Origin of the sequence: Streptomyces sp. NPDC020597 (genome assembly GCF_044335095.1) — a bacterium.
Lineage (GTDB): Bacteria > Actinomycetota > Actinomycetes > Streptomycetales > Streptomycetaceae > Streptomyces.
In genome coordinates this window covers 1-16,680 of record NZ_JBIRUL010000001.1, presented here as the reverse complement: position 1 = coordinate 16,680, position 16,680 = coordinate 1, and the positions used below count along the sequence as shown (strand labels likewise).

General features: G+C 71.8%; 14 protein-coding genes and 1 pseudogene. 5 read left to right on the top strand and 10 right to left on the bottom strand.

Annotated features, from left to right (window positions below; genetic code table 11):
- Window positions 1–97: 97 nt before the first annotated feature.
- Genes ACH4ZA_RS00075 through ACH4ZA_RS00030 form a run of 10 tightly spaced genes read right to left on the bottom strand, consistent with a single transcriptional unit; the run spans window position 98 to window position 10,415 of the window.
- Window positions 98–1,633, bottom strand: a complete 1,536-nt coding sequence (locus ACH4ZA_RS00075; RefSeq protein ID WP_398427389.1) for an NADH-quinone oxidoreductase subunit N — start codon at window positions 1,631–1,633, stop codon at window positions 98–100.
- Window positions 1,630–3,204, bottom strand: a complete 1,575-nt coding sequence (locus ACH4ZA_RS00070; RefSeq protein ID WP_319277227.1) for an NADH-quinone oxidoreductase subunit M — start codon at window positions 3,202–3,204, stop codon at window positions 1,630–1,632. The genes ACH4ZA_RS00075 and ACH4ZA_RS00070 overlap by 4 nt, the downstream gene beginning before the upstream one ends.
- 6 nt (window positions 3,205–3,210) lie before the next feature.
- Complete coding sequence (locus ACH4ZA_RS00065) at window positions 3,211–5,205, bottom strand: NADH-quinone oxidoreductase subunit L (protein ID WP_398427388.1); 1,995 nt, start codon at window positions 5,203–5,205, stop codon at window positions 3,211–3,213.
- Window positions 5,202–5,603 carry an NADH-quinone oxidoreductase subunit NuoK gene (gene nuoK, locus ACH4ZA_RS00060; RefSeq protein ID WP_319277230.1) on the bottom strand — a complete coding sequence of 134 codons (402 nt, stop codon included), beginning with the start codon at window positions 5,601–5,603 and terminating at the stop codon, window positions 5,202–5,204. Before nuoK ends, ACH4ZA_RS00065 begins: the two co-directional genes overlap by 4 nt.
- Complete coding sequence (locus tag ACH4ZA_RS00055; RefSeq protein ID WP_398427387.1) at window positions 5,603–6,280, bottom strand: NADH-quinone oxidoreductase subunit J; 678 nt, start codon at window positions 6,278–6,280, stop codon at window positions 5,603–5,605. The genes nuoK and ACH4ZA_RS00055 overlap by 1 nt, the downstream gene beginning before the upstream one ends.
- The gene (locus ACH4ZA_RS00050; RefSeq protein WP_398427385.1) at window positions 6,277–6,945 is read right to left on the bottom strand and encodes a NuoI/complex I 23 kDa subunit family protein; all 669 of its coding nucleotides are present in this window, start codon (window positions 6,943–6,945) and stop codon (window positions 6,277–6,279) included. Before ACH4ZA_RS00050 ends, ACH4ZA_RS00055 begins: the two co-directional genes overlap by 4 nt.
- Window positions 6,946–6,947: 2 nt before the next feature.
- Entirely contained in the window at window positions 6,948–7,916 is a 969-nt protein-coding gene (locus ACH4ZA_RS00045; RefSeq protein WP_319277232.1) for a complex I subunit 1 family protein, read from the bottom strand.
- Window positions 7,913–9,349 carry an NADH-quinone oxidoreductase subunit C gene (locus tag ACH4ZA_RS00040; RefSeq protein WP_398427384.1) on the bottom strand — a complete coding sequence of 479 codons (1,437 nt, stop codon included), beginning with the start codon at window positions 9,347–9,349 and terminating at the stop codon, window positions 7,913–7,915. The genes ACH4ZA_RS00045 and ACH4ZA_RS00040 overlap by 4 nt, the downstream gene beginning before the upstream one ends.
- Window positions 9,346–10,017, bottom strand: coding sequence for an NADH-quinone oxidoreductase subunit B (locus ACH4ZA_RS00035; RefSeq protein WP_398427383.1), 672 nt, complete (start codon window positions 10,015–10,017; stop codon window positions 9,346–9,348). The genes ACH4ZA_RS00040 and ACH4ZA_RS00035 overlap by 4 nt, the downstream gene beginning before the upstream one ends.
- On the bottom strand, window positions 10,008–10,415 hold the full coding sequence (locus ACH4ZA_RS00030; RefSeq protein ID WP_057584717.1) for an NADH-quinone oxidoreductase subunit A: 408 nt from the start codon (window positions 10,413–10,415) through the stop codon (window positions 10,008–10,010). The genes ACH4ZA_RS00035 and ACH4ZA_RS00030 overlap by 10 nt, the downstream gene beginning before the upstream one ends.
- 200 nt (window positions 10,416–10,615) lie before the next feature.
- Between ACH4ZA_RS00030 and ACH4ZA_RS00025 the strand changes: the two genes are divergently transcribed.
- The 5 genes and pseudogenes from ACH4ZA_RS00025 to ACH4ZA_RS00005 form a co-directional block, all read left to right on the top strand.
- Window positions 10,616–11,839: a sensor domain-containing protein gene (locus ACH4ZA_RS00025; RefSeq protein ID WP_319277237.1), complete on the top strand. Its 1,224-nt coding sequence runs from the start codon at window positions 10,616–10,618 to the stop codon at window positions 11,837–11,839.
- Between the two features lie 135 nt (window positions 11,840–11,974).
- Window positions 11,975–13,375: a sensor domain-containing protein gene (locus ACH4ZA_RS00020; protein ID WP_319277239.1), complete on the top strand. Its 1,401-nt coding sequence runs from the start codon at window positions 11,975–11,977 to the stop codon at window positions 13,373–13,375.
- A gap of 270 nt (window positions 13,376–13,645) precedes the next feature.
- Window positions 13,646–14,317: a response regulator transcription factor gene (locus ACH4ZA_RS00015; protein ID WP_351669805.1), complete on the top strand. Its 672-nt coding sequence runs from the start codon at window positions 13,646–13,648 to the stop codon at window positions 14,315–14,317.
- Between the two features lie 283 nt (window positions 14,318–14,600).
- Complete coding sequence (locus tag ACH4ZA_RS00010) at window positions 14,601–16,544, top strand: 2-oxoacid:acceptor oxidoreductase subunit alpha (protein WP_398427381.1); 1,944 nt, start codon at window positions 14,601–14,603, stop codon at window positions 16,542–16,544.
- A pseudogene (locus tag ACH4ZA_RS00005) lies at window positions 16,537–16,680 on the top strand (2-oxoacid:ferredoxin oxidoreductase subunit beta); the annotation flags it as partial. The gene ACH4ZA_RS00010 and the pseudogene ACH4ZA_RS00005, both read left to right, overlap by 8 nt.

Genomic DNA, 16,680 nt, shown 5'->3' with positions numbered 1-16,680 from the left:
GTACTGGTCAACGCCAGGCGGGAGGCACGAGTTCCCTGGTGCGCGGGCGCGGGGTGTGGGCCGTCCGGGTGAGGACGGCCCGCACGCGCGTGTGGGATCAGAAGAGACCGGTGTCGGCGAAGCGCAGGATCAGCTGCGGCGCTCCCGAGAGGGCGACGCCGACGGCCGCGGTGAGGGCGATCGCCGCCGTGAGGGGGGCGGGGACGGGATGCTTCTCGTTCTCGCCCTCACGCGCGCGGAAGAGCAGCGCCGTCCACTGGAGGTAGTAGTACAGGGCGACGACCACGTTGACGGCCATGACGACGGCGAGCCAGCCGAGTCCGGCGTCGACGGCCGCCGAGAAGACGGTGACCTTCGCGAAGAGGCCGATGACGCCCGGCGGCAGTCCGGCGAGGCAGAGCAGGAAGAAGGCCAGCAGGAGGGCGGCTACGGGGTTCCTGGCATAGAGGCCGCGGTAGTCGGTGAGCCGGTTCGCCGTGCTGGTCCGCCCGACGAGGGCCGCGACGGCGAAGGCGCCGAGGTTCACCGCGGCGTACATGAGGGCGTACGCGACGGTGGAGCCGACGGCGTGCTCGGCGTCGTCGGTGTACGCGGCGGCGGCGATCGGCACGAGGAGGTAGCCGGCCTGGCCGACGGAGGACCAGGCGAGGAGGCGTACGGCGCTGTACGCGCGCGTGGCCTGCTGGCGGAGCGCCCCGACGTTGCCGACGGTCATGGTGAGGGCGGCCAGCGCGGCCAGGGCGGGACCCCAGACGTCGGCGTACGACGGGAAGCCGACGACGGTGACGAGGATGAGGCCGGAGAAGCCGACGGCCTTGCCCACGACCGACAGGTAGGCGGCGATGGGCAGGGGGGCTCCCACGTAGGTGTCGGGAACCCAGAAGTGGAAGGGGACGGCGGCCGTCTTGAAGGCGAAGCCGACGAGGGTGAGCACCACGCCCGTCTGGGCCAGGGTGTGCAGCTGGCCGTCGACGCGCTGGATGCGGTCGGCGACCTGGGTGAGGTAGAGGGTGCCGGTCGTGGCGTACACGAAGCTGATGCCCAGGAGGCTGACCGCGGTGGCCGCCACGGACGACAGGAAGAACTTGAGGGCGGCCTCGGAGGACTTGCGGTCGCCGTGCCGGATGCCGACGAGGGCGAAGGCCGGCAGGGAGGCGACCTCCAGGGCGACGACCAGGGTGGCGAGGTCGCGGGAGGCGGGCAGCAGGGCGGCGCCGGCCGCGGAGGACAGCAGCAGGAACCAGTACTCGCCCTCGGGGAGGCGCCCGCGCGCGTCCTTCAGGGCGGTGACCGACAGCAGGGCGGCCAGCAGGGCTCCCCCGAGCACCAGGAACTGGACGACCAGGGTGAAGTGGTCTGCCGCGTAGCTGCACGCGCGCGTGTCGCCGGTCAGGCAGAACGTGGCGCGGTCGCCGTCCAGGAGGGGCAGGAGAAGGGCCGTGGAGGCGGCGAGGCCGGCGACGGAGAACCAGCCCAGCAGCGGCTTGCGCGCCTCACCGACGAAGAGGTCGGCGACGAGGACGGCCAGGGCGACGACCGCCGCGAGGGTGGGCGGTGCGATGGCAAGCCAGTCGACGGACTGGACCACGGACTCGGCCAGGGCCTGGGCCGGGGGGTGGGCCACGGAGCTCATCGGGTGCCTCCTGCGAGGAGCTGCTGCACGGCCGGGTCGGTGAGGCCGAGGAGGGCCCTCGGCCACAGGCCGGCGACGACGGTGAGGGCGACGAGCGGGGTCCAGGCCACGAACTCGTAGGTCTGCACGTCGGCGAGGCGCGGGGCGTCCGGCCGGACCGTGCCCATGCAGACCCGCCGGACCACGGCGAGCAGGTAGGCGGCCGTCAGCAGGGTGCCGAACGCGCCGATCGCCGTGAACGTGAGGAAGGCGGGGCGGCCGAGGCCTTCGGCCGGGTCGAACGCGCCGAACAGGGCGAGCATCTCGCCCCAGAACCCGGCGAGACCCGGAAGGCCGAGCGAGGCGACCGCGGCGAAGGCGAGGAGACCGCCGAGGCGGGGCGTCCTGCCGTACAGGGCGGCGCCGGTCTGCTCGGCGAGGGTGTCCAGGTCGGTCGTGCCCGTGCGGTCCTTCAGGGCGCCGACCAGGAAGAAGAGGAGGCCGGTGATGAGGCCGTGGGCGATGTTGGCGAACAGGGCGCCGTTCACGCCGGTCGGCGTCATGGTCGCGATGCCGAGGAGGACGAAGCCCATGTGGCCGACGGAGGAGTAGGCGATCAGACGCTTGAGGTCGCCCTTCGCTCCCTGCTTGGCGAGGGCCAGGCAGGCCAGGGACCCGTAGATGATCCCGACGACGGCGAAGGCGGCGAGGTAGGGCGCGAAGACGCGGAAGCCGTCCGGTGCGACCGGCAGCAGGATGCGGACGAACCCGTACGTGCCCATCTTCAGCATCACGCCCGCCAGCAGGACCGAGCCGACGGTCGGGGCGGCGGTGTGGGCGTCGGGCAGCCAGCTGTGCAGGGGCCACATCGGGGTCTTGACCGCGAGCCCGAGGCCGATCGCGAGAACGGCCACGACCTGCACGGACGTGGTCAGCGACCGGCCGTTGTCAGTGGCGAGTGCCACCATGTCGAAAGTGCCCGCCTTGATTCCGATCAGGAGCAGGCCGAGCAGCATGACCACGGATCCGAGCAGCGTGAAGAGGATGAACCTCCAGGCCGCCCGGGTGCGGCCGGCGCCGCCCCACCGGGCGATGAGGAAGTACATCGGGATGAGCACGGTCTCGAAGGCGAGGAAGAACAGCAGCAGGTCGAGGACGGCGAAGGTCGCGAGGGTGCCGGACTCGAGCACGAGCACCAGGGCGACGAACGCCTTGGGTGAGGGGCCCGCGGGCAGCTTGAAGTAGGAGTAGAGCGCGCAGAGGAAGGTCAGCAGCGCGGTCAGGACCAACAGGGGGAGCGAGATGCCGTCGACGCCGAGGTGGATGCGCACGTCGAGTGCGGGGATCCAGCTGATGTCCGTGGTGGCCTGCATCTTCGACGGCTGGTCGTGGTCGAAGCCGACCGCCAGGGCGATCGCGGCGACGAGAATCACGCCGGTAACGGTCACTCCGTGCCGGAGGACGGCCTGCTCGGGTGACTTCCCCTTCAGCCCGGGCGGGGCGGGCAGCAGCGCGGCGGCGGCGCCGAGGAGCGGGCCGACCACGATGAACGCCAGAAGAACCTGCATCACGGACTCATTGACAGGAATCACGCCTGCTCACGCTCCCGAGGCGACGAGAAGGGCGGCGACCGCCAGGACGACGGCGCCGGCGAGCAGCGCGCTCACATAGGTCTGGACGTTGCCGGTCTGGGCGCGCCGCACGGCGAGTCCCAGCCAGCGGGGCAGTGCGCCCGCGCCACGGACGTACGTCTCGACGACCTCGCGGTCGAGGAACCGGACAAGCCGGGCGGAGGCCTGCGCTGGACGCACGAACAGCGCGTCGTACAGGGCGTCCAGGTGGAAGCCGACGGCCGCGTGGCGGTGCAGCGGGCCGAGCAGGAGCCGCCCGGGATCCGCCGGGTCGGGGGCGGAGGCCACGTCGCCGTAGGCGGGGGCGTGCGTCGCGATGGCTTCCGCCTCGACCTGCGCCGCGTCGGCCTCCGGGTGGGCGGCCACCGCCCCCAGGGGTGTGCGGACGGCGAGTCCGGCGAGGCGCCGCCACGCGGCGAACGTGACGAGTCCGCCGGCCAGGGCCAGGCCGGTGCCCAGCACGGAGGTGGTGAGGGTCGGCGTCAGGTCGTCGCCGTCGAACCAGTCGGGAAGCGTGCGGTACGCGAGCGCGCCGAGGGCGAGGGAGGGCGCCGCCAGCACCCACAGCACCACCGTCATGGTCAGTGGCTGGCGGCCGTGATCGGGTGCTTCGGCTCCCTGTCCGCGGAAGGCCAGCAGCCACAGACGGGCCGCGTAGGCGGCGGTGAGGAGGGCGGCGAGCAGCCCGGTGACGAGGACGACCCAGCCGGCGGCGTCGGGGATGTGCTCGGCGTGGCCGGCGGTCGCGTGCTCGGCCGCGCCGAGGACCGACTCCTTGGAGAAGAAGCCGCTGAACGGCGGGATCGCGGCGAGCGCGAGGAGCGCCACGGTCATCGTCCAGTAGGCGTCGGGGACGCGGTCCCGCAGGTGGCTCATCCGGGACATGGCGGCCAGTGAGTTGGTGCCGGCGGCGTGGATCACCACGCCGGCCGCGAGGAAGAGCAGCGCCTTGAAGGCACCGTGCGAGAGGAGGTGGAAGACGGCGGCGCTGCGGTCGCCGACGGCGAGGGCCCCGGTCATGTAACCGAGCTGGCCGATCGTCGAGTAGGCGAGGACGCGCTTGATGTCGTCCTGGGCGAGCGCGGACAGCCCGGAGCCGACCATCGTGACGCCGGCCATCACCGCGAGCACGACCATCGCGGCCGCGGAGGCCTCGAAGACCGGGAGGAGGCGGGCGACGAAGTAGACGCCGGCGGCGACCATCGTCGCGGCGTGGATCAGTGCGGAGACGGGGGTGGGGCCGGCCATCGCGTCCGGGAGCCAGGTGTGCAGGGGGAACTGCGCGGACTTTCCGGCCACGCCCGCGAGAAGCAGCAGGGCGACGACGGTGGGGTGGCCCAGGTCGCCGTGCGCGACCGCGCCGAGGACCTTCGTGATGCGGAAGGAGCCGGCGTCGGCGCCGAGGGCGAACAGGCCGATGAGGAAGGGGACGTCGCCGAGCTTGGTGACCAGGAAAGCCTTGATCGAGGCGGCGCGGGCCTCCGGGGTCTCCCAGTAGTGGCCCACCAGGAAGTAGGAGCAGATGCCCATGACCTCCCAGCCGACCAGCAGCACGATCAGGTCGCCGGAGTAGACGACCAGCAGCATGGCGGAGGTGAAGAGGGAGACCAGCGCGGCGTACGAGGCGTAGCGCGGGTCGTCACGCAGATAGCCGGTCGAGTAGATCTGCACGCAGGTCGCCACGAGAGCGACCAGGACGGCGACGAGGGCGGCGAACCCGTCGATGTGCAGGGCGAGTTCGATCGGGACGGAACCGGTGGGGGTCAGTTCGGCGGCCGCGTCGACGGCCGCGTCCCCGCCCTGGCGCACCGCGACGACCGCGGCCAGCGCGAGCGCGGCGAGGGTCGGCAGGACGGCGAGCGGGCGGACGAAACCGGGCGCGGTCCGGCCCAGGAGCAGGCCGGCGGCTGCGCCCAGGAACGGAAGGAGGGGGACGAGGACGGCGAGGGTGGTCGTGGTCACGCGGTGGCCTCAGCCTTCTCGGGCGCCGTTCCGGTCGCGGGGGCGTCGTCGTCGGAGCCGTCTGCGGCGGGCGTCCCGTGGCCCTCGGCGGTGTCGCGGAGCCGGTCGATGTCCGCGGTGCCGCGGTTGCGGTGCACGGCGAGGACGATCGCCAGGCCGATGCCGATCTCCGCGGCGGCGATGGCGATGGTGAACAGGGTGAGGGCCTGACCGGAGTGCAGGGTCTCCTCGGCACTCCTGCTGAGCCAGACGTCGAACGCGACCAGGTTGAGGTTGACGGCGTTGAGCATCAGCTCGACCGACATCAGGATCAGGATCGCGTTGCGGCGGGCGAGGACGCCGTACAGGCCGGTGCAGAAGAGGAGGGCGGAGAGGACGGCGGGATAGGCGAGGTGCATCAGCGGGCGCCTTCCTGCTCGGCCGGGTTCTGCCGGGCGTCCGGGAGGTCGGGGAGGCTCTCGGAATTTCCGGAACCGTTTGTGACGGGTCGGGAACCATCGGTGACGGTCCGGGCGTTCACAGGGGGCGGGCCCGATTCGGCCTTCGCCTTGCGGGACAGGACGATCGCGCCGACCAGCGCCGCGAGAAGGAGGACGGAAAGGGCCTCGAAGGGAAGGACCCAGTTCTGGAAGAGGCTCGCGCCGGTGACCTCGGTCGAGCCGGCGGCCGGGCCGTCCAGCTCGATCCAGGTGCTGCGGAAGGCGTCGACGACCACCCAGACCAGGGCGGCGGCCGCGGCGACGGCGACCGTGAGCGCGGCCCAGCGATTACCGGAGTCCGCATCCGGTGAGCGGCCGATGGGGGCCTTGGTGAGCATCAGACCGAAGAGGAGGAGCACCACGACGGAACCGACGTAGATGAGGACCTGCACCCAGGCGATGAACTCCGCGGTGAGCAGGAGGTATTCGACGGCAAGGCCGCCGAGGGCGACCACGAGCCACAGGGCCGCGTGCACCAGCTGCCTCGTGGTGACGGTGACGAGGGCGGCGCCGAAGGTGACCAGTCCGACGAGAAGGAAGGCGATCTCGACGCCGGTCGGGGAGAGGAAGCCCTGCGGGGCCTGGGCGAGGGTCACGCGTCTCCTCCCTCGGGTTCGGGTTCGGTCGACCCCGGTTCGGTGGACGCGGGTGCGGTGGACTCGGGTGCGGTGGACTCGGCTCGGGTGGCTGCCGCCAGCTTCTCCGCCGTCTTGCGGGCGGCCGCGACCTCCTTCGGCTCCTCGGCTGCCGGGTCGAGGGCCGGCGGGGCCGGCACGGTCCACATCCACTCGCGGAGCTTGTCGCGCTCGTGGGTGAGCTCGTGGATGTCGGTCTCCGCGTACTCGAACTCCGGGGACCAGAACAGAGCGTCGAAAGGACAGACCTCGATGCAGATACCGCAGTACATGCAGAGCGAGAAGTCGATGGCGAAGCGGTCGAGGACATTGCGGCTGCGCTCGCGTCCGCCTGGAGCGGCGGGCGGCACCGTCTCCTTGTGGGAGTCGATGTAGATGCACCAGTCGGGGCACTCACGGGCGCACAGCATGCAGACCGTGCAGTTCTCCTCGAACAGTCCGATGACCCCGCGGGTGCGGGGCGGGAGTTCGGGCTGGGCGTCCGGGTACTGCTGGGTGACCGTCTTCCGCGTCATCGTGCGGAGGGTGACGGCCAGACCCTTGGCGAGGCCGCTGCCGGGGATCGACGGACGGGGCCGCCCGGAGGGCGCGGCCGGGGTGTGGTGGTCGGGGGACGGGCGGGACATGGCTACTGGATCACCACCTTGACGATGCCGGTGAGGGCGATCTGGGCGAGAGAGAGGGGGACCAGGAGGGTCCAGGAGAACTTCTGCAGCTGGTCCTCGCGCAGGCGGGGGTAGGTGACGCGCAGCCAGATGACGACGAAGGCGAGGACGGCCGTCTTGAGCAGGGTCCAGACCCAGCCGAGGCCTTCGGCTCCCCAGGGGCCGTGCCAGCCGCCCAGGAAGAGCACGGTGGTCAGCCCGCACAGGACGACGATCCCGGCGTACTCGGCGAGGAGGAACAGAGCGAAGCGCAGGCCGGTGTACTCGGTGTACGCACCGAAGATGATCTCCGAGTCGGCGACCGGCATGTCGAAGGGAGGGCGCTGGAGTTCGGCCAGACCGGCGATGAAGAAGACGATCGCTCCGGTGATCTGCCAGGGCAGCCACCACCACTCGAACGCGTCGACGATGCCGGGCAGCGAGACCGTCCCGGCTGCCATCGCCACCGAAGCGGCGGTGAGCAGCATGGGCAGTTCGTAGGCGAGCAGCTGAGCGGCGGTGCGCAGGCCGCCGAGGAGGGAGAACTTGTTGGCGCTGGCCCAGCCGGCCATGAGGGAACCGAGCACGCCGACGCCCATCACGGCGAGGACGAAGAAGATCCCCGCGTCCAGGACCTGGCCCACGGCCCCCTCGCCCGGCCCGATGGGGATGGCGAGGAGGACGAGCAGATACGGCAGGAGGGCCACGGCCGGCGCGAGCTGGAAGATGCGGCGGTCCGCGCCCGCGGGGACGATGTCCTCCTTCTGCGCGAACTTCACGCCGTCCGCGACGAGCTGGGCCCAGCCGTGGAAGCCGCCCGCGTACATCGGGCCCAGGCGGCCCTGCATATGGGCCATCACCTTGTGCTCGGTCTGACCGACGATCAGGGGGAAGGTGAGGAAGACGCCGAAGACGACCAGGAGTCGCAGGGCGACGTCGAGAGCGTCGTTCACTGCGGGCCTCCTGCGGGGTCGTCATCGGGGGCGGGCCGCTCGGCGTTCGGACGCTCGGGGTTCGAACGCTGCGGGTTCGGACGCTCGGAGGCAGGACGCTCCGGGCCGGAGACACGGTCGCTCGGCTTCGGGCTCGCGTCAGGGTCCGGTGCAGGGCTCGCGTCGGGCTCGGGGCTCGGGTCCGAAGGTGACTCGGACCCGGACACGGACCCGGATTCGGGCTCGGGCTCGGGCGCTCGTTCCGGACGCGCCTCTGTCGCAGGGCTCGGCGCGGCCTCCGTCCGAGGCGTGCCGCCCGCCGTGCGCCCGGGCTCCCCCGCGGGCTCCGGCTGCGTCCTCGGCCGGTTCTCCGCCTGCGGCTCCGGCTCGGCGGCCGGCTCGGCGTCCGCCTTCCGGGTGGGCTCGGCGGTCGGCTTCTGAGGCAGCTCGGCGTCTGCCGTCGGGGTCGGCTTCGGGGCTTCGCTCGCCTGGGGGTCGTCGAAGGCGGGGCGGGCGTGGTGCCAGGGGGCGTCGGACGAGCGGGGGGCCGTGGAGGGGCGGGCCGGGGGGTCGGAAGGCGTCGCCGGGGGCTGGGTGCGCTGGGAAGCGGAGCCCTGGGAGGCGCTGCGGGCGCGGCGCGGTCCCGCCGGGGTTCCCGGAGTCGGCGCGGCGGCGGGGGGTGCTGTCGCGGGCTGTGTGGGAGCCGTGCCGGGGTCGCCTGCGGCGTCGGGAGCCGTCGCCGGCGGAGCGGACGCGGCGGGCGGTGTCGCCGCCGGGGCCGCCTGGCTGGTCGAGCCCTGCGATGCCGTGCGGGCGCGCCGCACGGGGCGGTCGCCCGCAGCACGGGCGGCCGGGGTTCGGGCCGGGCGGGCCGGGGCCGGGGGGAGCTGGCCCTTCAGGGGTCCCCATTCGTTGGGGTCGGGGACGCCCGGGGGGAGCATCTGCCGGCGCTTGGGGCCGCCGTGCTCGGACTCGCCGGGCTCCTTCGCACCGGGCCAGGCCTTGGCGACGCGAGCCGCCAGGACGAAGTCCTTGCGCAGGGGGTGGCCTTCGAAGGTCTCGGGAAGGAGGAGGTGGTCGAGTGCGGGGTGGCCCTCGAAGGCGACGCCGAACATTTCGTGCGTCTCGCGTTCGTGCCAGGCGGCACCCGCGTAGACGTCCACGGCGGAGGCGAGGGTCGGGGCGTCGTGCGGGATCGTGGTGCGCACCAGCAAACGGCGCACCGGGGACAGGGCCACGACGTGCGCGGAGACGCGGAAGCCGCTGCCCGGTTCGTCGACGGCGCTCAGCCAGTCGAAGTAGGTGCAGGACAGCCGGTCGCGGGCCACGCGCAGAGCGGCGGTCCACGAGGCCGGCGGGACGTCGACGGTCAGGACGTCGTAGGACTCCTCGGCTGTGGAGTCCGGGCCGAACAGGTCCTCTGCGGAGGCGGGGAGCCACCCGGTCGTGGTCATCGGTCCCCCTCCGCCGGTGCCGCCGGTGCCGCCGCGGGCGGGTGTACGAGGCCGCTCTGCAGGGCCGCGGGCGAGGGGCGCGACGGGGCCGGGCGGGCGGGGATCGCGGCGTAGCGCTCGTCGAGGGACTCGCGCGCGATCTTCTCCTGGAGCTTGAGGATGCCCTGGAGCAGGGCTTCCGGGCGCGGCGGGCAGCCCGGCACGTAGACGTCCACCGGGATGATCTGGTCGACGCCCTTGGTCACCGAGTAGGAGTCCCAGTAGGGGCCTCCGCAGTTGCTGCACGCGCCGAAGGAGATGACGTACTTCGGCTCGGGCATCTGCTCGTAGAGGCGCTTCACGGCCGGGGCCATCTTGTCCGTGACCGTGCCGGAGACGATCATCAGGTCGGCCTGGCGCGGACCCGGCGCGAAGGGGATGACGCCGAGGCGGATGAAGTCGTGGCGGGCCATCGAGGCGGCGATGAACTCGATCGCACAGCAGGCGAGGCCGAAGTTGAAGACCCAGAGCGAGTAGCGGCGGCCCCAGTTGAGGATCACCTTCATCGGCTCGGGGGCGAGCCGGGCCAGTGTGCCGAGCCGCTTCGGCTCGGGCAGCAGGACGGGCTCGGGGGCCGCCTGCTCCGGTGTGGCCGGCCGGGGCGCGTTCGGTTCCGGCGTCACGCCCATGTCAGGACGCCCTTCTTGTATGCGTACAGCAGGCCCACGGTGAGGAAGCCGAGGAAGACGAACATCTCGACGAGCGTGGTCGTGCCGTAGCCGGGGGCGGCGAAGACCGTCGCCCAGGGGAAGAGGAAGATCGAGTCGACCGCGAAGATCACGTAGAGGAAGGCGTAGACGTAGTAGCGGACCTGGGTGTGGGCCCAGCCCTCGCCGACGGGGTCGACTCCGCACTCGTACGTCAGGAGCTTCTCCGGGGTGGGGACCACCGGACGCAGCAGGCGTCCCGCGCCGAAGGCGACGGCGACGAACAGCACGCCGACGACGGCGAGCAGCCCGACGACGGAGTAGGACTGGAAGTAGTCGGCCGCATAGTCCGCCGCGACATCGACGGTCGGTTCCCGCACGTCCGTCCCCTCGCTCCCTGACCTCAGCCTCTTCGACGGCAGGCCGGTTCGACGATCTGTACGCACGGGAGTCTAGGCCCTGATAAAGAAGCGGTAAGCAGCCCGTCACAGGTCGGGACGTGATACGGGGGTTTTCCCCCGACAACGGAAGGCAGCAGACCTCATGGCGCGGGGTCGGGCGGGGCGGCAGGCTAGCCCGTATGACCGCTTCCGCCAGCCGTTCAGCCGTCCCTTTGGGCTACTCCGGACCATCGGGCGCGGGGCCCGACGACGACCGTCCGCCTCCGGCCCGTCTCGCGTTCGATCCGCAGACATGGCGGGAGATCGCGCATCTGCTGACCAATCTGCCGATGGCGTTGATCGGGTTCACCTATGTGATGACGGTGATCGTCACGGGGACCGCGATGACCGTCACGGTGGTGGGGTTCCCCTTGCTCGCGCTCGGGCTGGGCGGGGCACGGCTGATGGGCCGGTTCGAACGGGCGCGGGCGCGCAGGCTGCTCGGGGTGCGGATCGACGAGCCGAGCCCGCTGCCGCTGCGCAGAGCGGGCGGCCTTCTGCAGCGGATGTGGCTGGTGTTGAAGGACCCGGTGGCCTGGCGCACGGTGCTGTACGACCTGATCCGGCTGCCCTGGGGCGTTGTGACCTTCAGCGTGGTGGTGCCCTCGCTGTTCGTGCTGTGGCCGGTGCTGCCGTTCCTGGCGCGCGGCCTCACCAACGCGGACCGGGCGATGGTGCGGGGCCTGCTCTCCCCCTCCGACGAGCTGGAGAGGCGCATCGCGGAGCTGGAGTCCGACCGGGGGGTCGTGGTCGACACGGCGGCCGCCGACCTGCGGCGCATCGAACGCGACCTGCACGACGGGGCGCAGGCCCGGCTGGTGAACCTGGCGATGGGGCTGGGTCTGGCCAAGGAGAAGCTGCTGGAGGGGCAGGCCGACGACGTCGTGGCGGCCATGGTGGAGGAGGCGCACGGCGAGGTGAAGCTCGCGCTGCAGGAGCTGCGGGACCTGGCGCGCGGCATCCACCCGGCCGTCCTGACCGACCGGGGGCTGGACGCGGCGCTGTCCTCGGTGGCCTCGCGCTGCACGGTCCCGGTGAAGGTGACCGCGGACCTGACGAGCAGGCCGGCGCAGGCCATCGAGGGCATCGCCTACTTCACCGTCTCGGAGCTGCTGCAGAACGTCAGCAAGCACAGCGGGGCCCGGTCCGCGTCGGTCGAGGTGTGGCGGTCGGGCGACCGGCTGCTCATCCAGGTGTGGGACGACGGCCGGGGCGGCGCGCGGCTCGACGGCGGCTCGGGGATGCGGGGGCTCGCTGAACGGCTGGACGCGGTCGACGGGCTCTTCGTCGTGGAGTCGCCGGACGGGGGTCCCACGACGGTGACCGCGGAACTCCCCTGGCGGGACCGCGACGGGAAGCCGTGACGGAGCGGGGTAGGGAAAACCCCCCTTCCGAGAGGCCGACGGACTCCATGGCCCGCGCGGCGGCCGCCGGGGAGGCTGGGAGGTACGGATCGACAACCGGGCGATGAGCAGGGCCGAGCAGAACGGACGACGCCGATGGCCACGCAGTACGACCAGTACCGGCAGTACGACGAGTACGACCAGCGCGACCGGTACGACGGACACGCAGGGCACGGCGGGCGCGGGCGCGGGGCCCGGGAGCGTCGGCATCCGCTCCCGGCGGGACTGCGTGAGCCGCTCACCGCGCGCCACTGGCGGGAGCTCCTGTACGTCCTGCTGAGCCTGCCGATCAGCATCGTGCTGTTCACCTTCGCGGTGACGATGCTCTCGGTCGGGGCGGGCCTGCTGGTGACGTTCCTCGGCATCCCGGTGCTGGCGGCGGGTCTGGCGGCGTGCCGGGGCTTCGCGGCGGTGGAGCGGGCGCGGGCGCGCGGGCTGCTCGCTCTGGACGTGGCCGAGCCCGAGCCGCTGCGGCCGCGCGGCAGTGGCGCGATGGCGTGGACGGCGGCCGTCCTCAAGAGCGGCACGTCCTGGCGGAACGTCCTGTACGCGGTGCTGCACTTTCCGTGGGCGGTGTTCACCTTCGGCGTCGTCGTGACGGTGTGGTCGGTCGGCTGGTCGACGCTGACGTATCCGCTGTGGTTCTGGGTGTTCCCGATGTACGGCGGCCAGGACGGCATCCAGCTGTACGGCGACGACCACCACGCCGTCTACCTCGACAACCCGTTCGAGATCGCCGTGACCGCGCTGGTGGGTCTGCTCATCACGCTGGCCACGCCGTGGATCGTGCGCGCGCTGACGACGGTGGACGGGCTGCTGGTGCGTGGGCTGCTCGGGCCGTCGTCGCTGGGGGCGCGGGTGGTGGAGCTGGAGTCCGACCGGGGGGTCGTGGTGGACACGGCGGCCGCCGACCTGCGGCGCATCGAACGCGACCTGCACGACGGGGCGCAGGCCCGGCTGGTGGCGCTGGCGATGGATCTCGGGATGGCGAAGGAGAAGCTGCGGGAGGACCCGCAGACGGCGGCACGGATGGTCGGTGAGGCGCACGGCGAGGTGAAGACGGCCCTGCAGGAGTTGCGGGACCTGGCGCGCGGCATCCACCCGGCCGTCCTGACCGACCGGGGGCTGGACGCGGCGCTGTCCTCGGTGGCCTCGCGCTGCACGGTCCCGGTGAAGGTGGACGTGGACCTGGCCGAACGGCCGGCTCCGGCGATCGAGGGCATCGCCTACTTCACCGTCTCTGAGCTGCTGCAGAACGTCAGCAAGCACAGCGGGGCCCGGTCCGCGTCGGTCGACGTGTGGCGGTCGGAGAACCGGCTGATGCTGCAGGTGGCGGACGACGGGGTGGGCGGCGCGGACGCCTCCGGCGGAGGGTCGGGGCTGACCGGGCTCGCCGGACGGCTGGACTCGGTGGACGGGATCCTCGTCGTGGACTCACCGGTGGGCGGCCCGACCCGGATCACCGCGGAACTGCCCTGGCGGGCCGGTCAGGTCTGAGACCGCCTCCCTCCCCCACCCCCGGCCTCTCCCCCATCCCTGCCCCTCCCTCCCTCCTTCCCCTCGCCCCGCCCCCCGCCCCCCCGCCCCCGGCTCCCGGCTCCCGCCCATCCCTCTCGTCGCCCCGATCGGCGGCCGAAAGGCGGTGGGCGGGGGCCGATTTCACGTCGTCCTCCAGCCGGGCCCGACTCTCGGCCGGTAGAGACGAGCCTGTTGCTGAAATGCTTGACTGGTTCGACCGACGGGTGGACGGCTGGGGGGCCGAGGAGCGTGGAGGACAGGGTGCGGGTGGTCATCGCCGAGGATTCGGTGCTGTTGCGGGAGGGGCTGACCCGGTTGCTCACCGACCGGGGACACGACGTGGTCGCGGGGGTCGGTGACGCCGACGCCCTGGTCAAGACGATCACCGAGCTGAACGACGAGGGCGCGCTGCCCGACGTCGTCGTCGCCGACGTGCGGATGCCGCCGACGCACACCGACGAAGGCGTGCGGGCCGCCGTCCAACTGCGCAAGGCGCACCCCGGACTCGGCGTGCTGGTGCTGTCACAGTACGTGGAGGAGAGATACGCCACCGAACTGCTGGCCGGTTCCAGTCGCGGGGTCGGCTACCTGCTCAAGGACCGCGTGGCCGAGGTGCGGGAGTTCGTGGACGCGGTCGTGCGGGTCGCCGAGGGCGGCACCGCGCTGGATCCGGAGGTCGTGGCGCAGCTGCTCGGGCGGAGCCGGAAGCAGGACGTGCTCGCCGGGCTCACCCCGCGGGAGCGGGAGGTCCTCGGGCTGATGGCCGAGGGGCGGACGAACTCGGCCGTCGCCCGGCAACTGGTCGTCAGTGACGGGGCCGTCGAGAAGCACGTCAGCAATATCTTCCTGAAGCTCGGCCTGTCTCCGAGTGATGGAGATCACCGCCGTGTACTAGCAGTTCTCACCTATCTGAATTCATAAACAGATGGCACTGTGCCGTGCGTCGGGTGAGGAAATCAGAGGAGGGGAACTCGGAGGAAGCGGCGGAGAAACACCACAGAACCACGGCGGGATTCCGGAGCGTCTGACGGAGCAGCGCCGGGGGGCGGGAAATCATGGTTAGCGGGGGTGCCGGGCCGTCTCGGGACAGTGACCGTCATGCGAATGGCCGAAGGAAGGCGACCCTTACCGACGTAGGGTTGATCCGTGGAGGGCCTTCGGGAAGGGCGCTCCGGGACAGCCGCCTCGAGGGAGGTCCAGTTCAGTGACCAGTCAGGTCAGCCCAGCAGAACAGGCCGACGGAACCGACGGAGCGGATGCGGCCGTCGTGGGAGAGCAGCGCAAGCCCGGTGGGACGAAGGACGTCCGCCGCCTCGACCGGGTGATCATCAGGTTCGCGGGGGACTCCGGCGACGGCATGCAGTTGACCGGTGATCGTTTCACTTCGGAGACCGCGTCGTTCGGCAACGACCTGTCCACACTGCCGAACTTCCCGGCCGAGATCCGCGCGCCCGCAGGAACGCTGCCCGGGGTGTCGTCCTTCCAGCTGCATTTCGCCGACCACGACATCCTCACTCCGGGCGACGCACCGAATGTGCTGGTCGCGATGAACCCGGCCGCGCTCAAGGCGAACATCGCCGATGTGCCGCGCGGGGCACAGATCATCGTCAACACCGACGAGTTCACCAAACGCGCCATGCAGAAAGTGGGGTACGCGGCCTCGCCGCTGGAGGACGGCTCCCTCGACGGTTATCAGCTCCACCCGGTCCCGCTGACCACCCTGACCGTCGAGGCTCTCAAGGAATTCGACCTCACCCGTAAAGAGGCCGAGCGCAGCAAGAACATGTTCGCGCTCGGCCTCTTGTCGTGGATGTACCACCGGCCGACCGAGGGCACCGAGAAGTTCCTGAAGTCGAAGTTCGCGAAGAAGCCCGACATCGCGGCCGCCAACATCGCCGCGTTCCGGGCCGGCTGGAACTTCGGCGAGACGACCGAGGACTTCGCCGTCTCCTACGAGGTCGCCCCGGCCGCGCAGGCCTTCCCGGCCGGCGTCTACCGCAACATCTCCGGCAACCTGGCCCTGTCCTACGGCCTGATCGCCGCCTCCCGGCAGGCCGATCTGCCGCTGTTCCTGGGCTCGTACCCGATCACGCCGGCCTCGGACATCCTGCACGAGCTGTCGAAGCACAAGAACTTCGGCGTGCGCACCTTCCAGGCCGAGGACGAGATCGCCGGGATCGGCGCGGCGCTGGGCGCGGCCTTCGGCGGGTCGCTCGCCGTCACCACGACGTCCGGCCCGGGCGTGGCGCTCAAGTCGGAGACGATCGGTCTCGCCGTGTCGCTGGAGCTGCCGCTGCTCGTGATCGACATCCAGCGCGGCGGGCCGTCGACGGGGCTGCCGACCAAGACCGAGCAGGCGGACCTGCTGCAGGCGATGTACGGGCGCAACGGCGAGGCCCCGGTACCGATCGTGGCTCCGCGCACCCCGGCCGACTGCTTCGACGCCGCGCTGGACGCCGTCCGCATCGCCCTCACCTACCGCACCCCGGTGTTCCTGCTCTCGGACGGCTACCTCGCCAACGGCTCGGAGCCGTGGCGCGTGCCGTCGCCCGACGAGCTGCCGGATCTGCGGGTGCAGTTCGCCCAGGGCACCAACCACACCCTGGCCGACGGCACCGAGGTCTTCTGGCCCTACAAGCGCGACCCGCACACCCTGGCCCGCCCCTGGGCGATCCCCGGCACGCCCGGCCTGGAGCACCGCATCGGCGGCATCGAGAAGCAGGACGGCACCGGCAACATCTCCTACGACCCGGCCAACCACGACTTCATGGTCCGCACCCGCCAGGCCAAGATCGACGGCATCGAGGTCCCGGACCTCGAGGTGGACGACCCGCACTCCGCCCGGACCCTGGTGCTGGGCTGGGGCTCCACGTACGGGCCGATCACCGCGGCGGTACGACGGCTGCGCGCCGCCGGGACGCCGATCGCGCAGGCCCATCTGCGCCATCTGAATCCCTTCCCGCGCAATCTCGCAGCGGTGCTGAAGGGGTACGACAAGGTCGTCGTCCCCGAGATGAACCTCGGCCAGCTGGCTGCCCTCATCCGCGCCCGCTATCTCGTCGACGCCCACTCCTACAACCAGGTCAACGGCATGCCGTTCAAAGCGGAGCAGCTCGCCGCGGCGCTCAAGGAGGCCATCGATGACTGAGACGTCGACGCACCGCCCCGGCGGCACGACCGAGGCGCTCGCGCTCGTGCCCAGGGCCGAGGCCCGGCAGTCCATGAAGGACTTCAAGTCGGACCAGGAGGTGCGCTGGTGCCCGGGCTGCGGCGACTACGCGATC

What these genes read in the sequence shown, in the direction of transcription:
- ACH4ZA_RS00075 (WP_398427389.1), bottom strand. Translation starts at nt 1,633, where the DNA reads ATGAGCTCCGTGGCCCACCCCCCGGCCCAGGCCCTGGCCGAGTCCGTG.
- nuoK (WP_319277230.1), bottom strand. Translation starts at nt 5,603, where the DNA reads ATGCACCTCGCCTATCCCGCCGTCCTCTCCGCCCTCCTCTTCTGCACC.
- ACH4ZA_RS00050 (WP_398427385.1), bottom strand. Translation starts at nt 6,945, where the DNA reads ATGTCCCGCCCGTCCCCCGACCACCACACCCCGGCCGCGCCCTCCGGG.
- ACH4ZA_RS00040 (WP_398427384.1), bottom strand. Translation starts at nt 9,349, where the DNA reads ATGACCACGACCGGGTGGCTCCCCGCCTCCGCAGAGGACCTGTTCGGC.
- ACH4ZA_RS00035 (WP_398427383.1), bottom strand. Translation starts at nt 10,017, where the DNA reads ATGGGCGTGACGCCGGAACCGAACGCGCCCCGGCCGGCCACACCGGAG.
- ACH4ZA_RS00025 (WP_319277237.1), top strand. Translation starts at nt 10,616, where the DNA reads ATGACCGCTTCCGCCAGCCGTTCAGCCGTCCCTTTGGGCTACTCCGGA.
- ACH4ZA_RS00020 (WP_319277239.1), top strand. Translation starts at nt 11,975, where the DNA reads ATGGCCACGCAGTACGACCAGTACCGGCAGTACGACGAGTACGACCAG.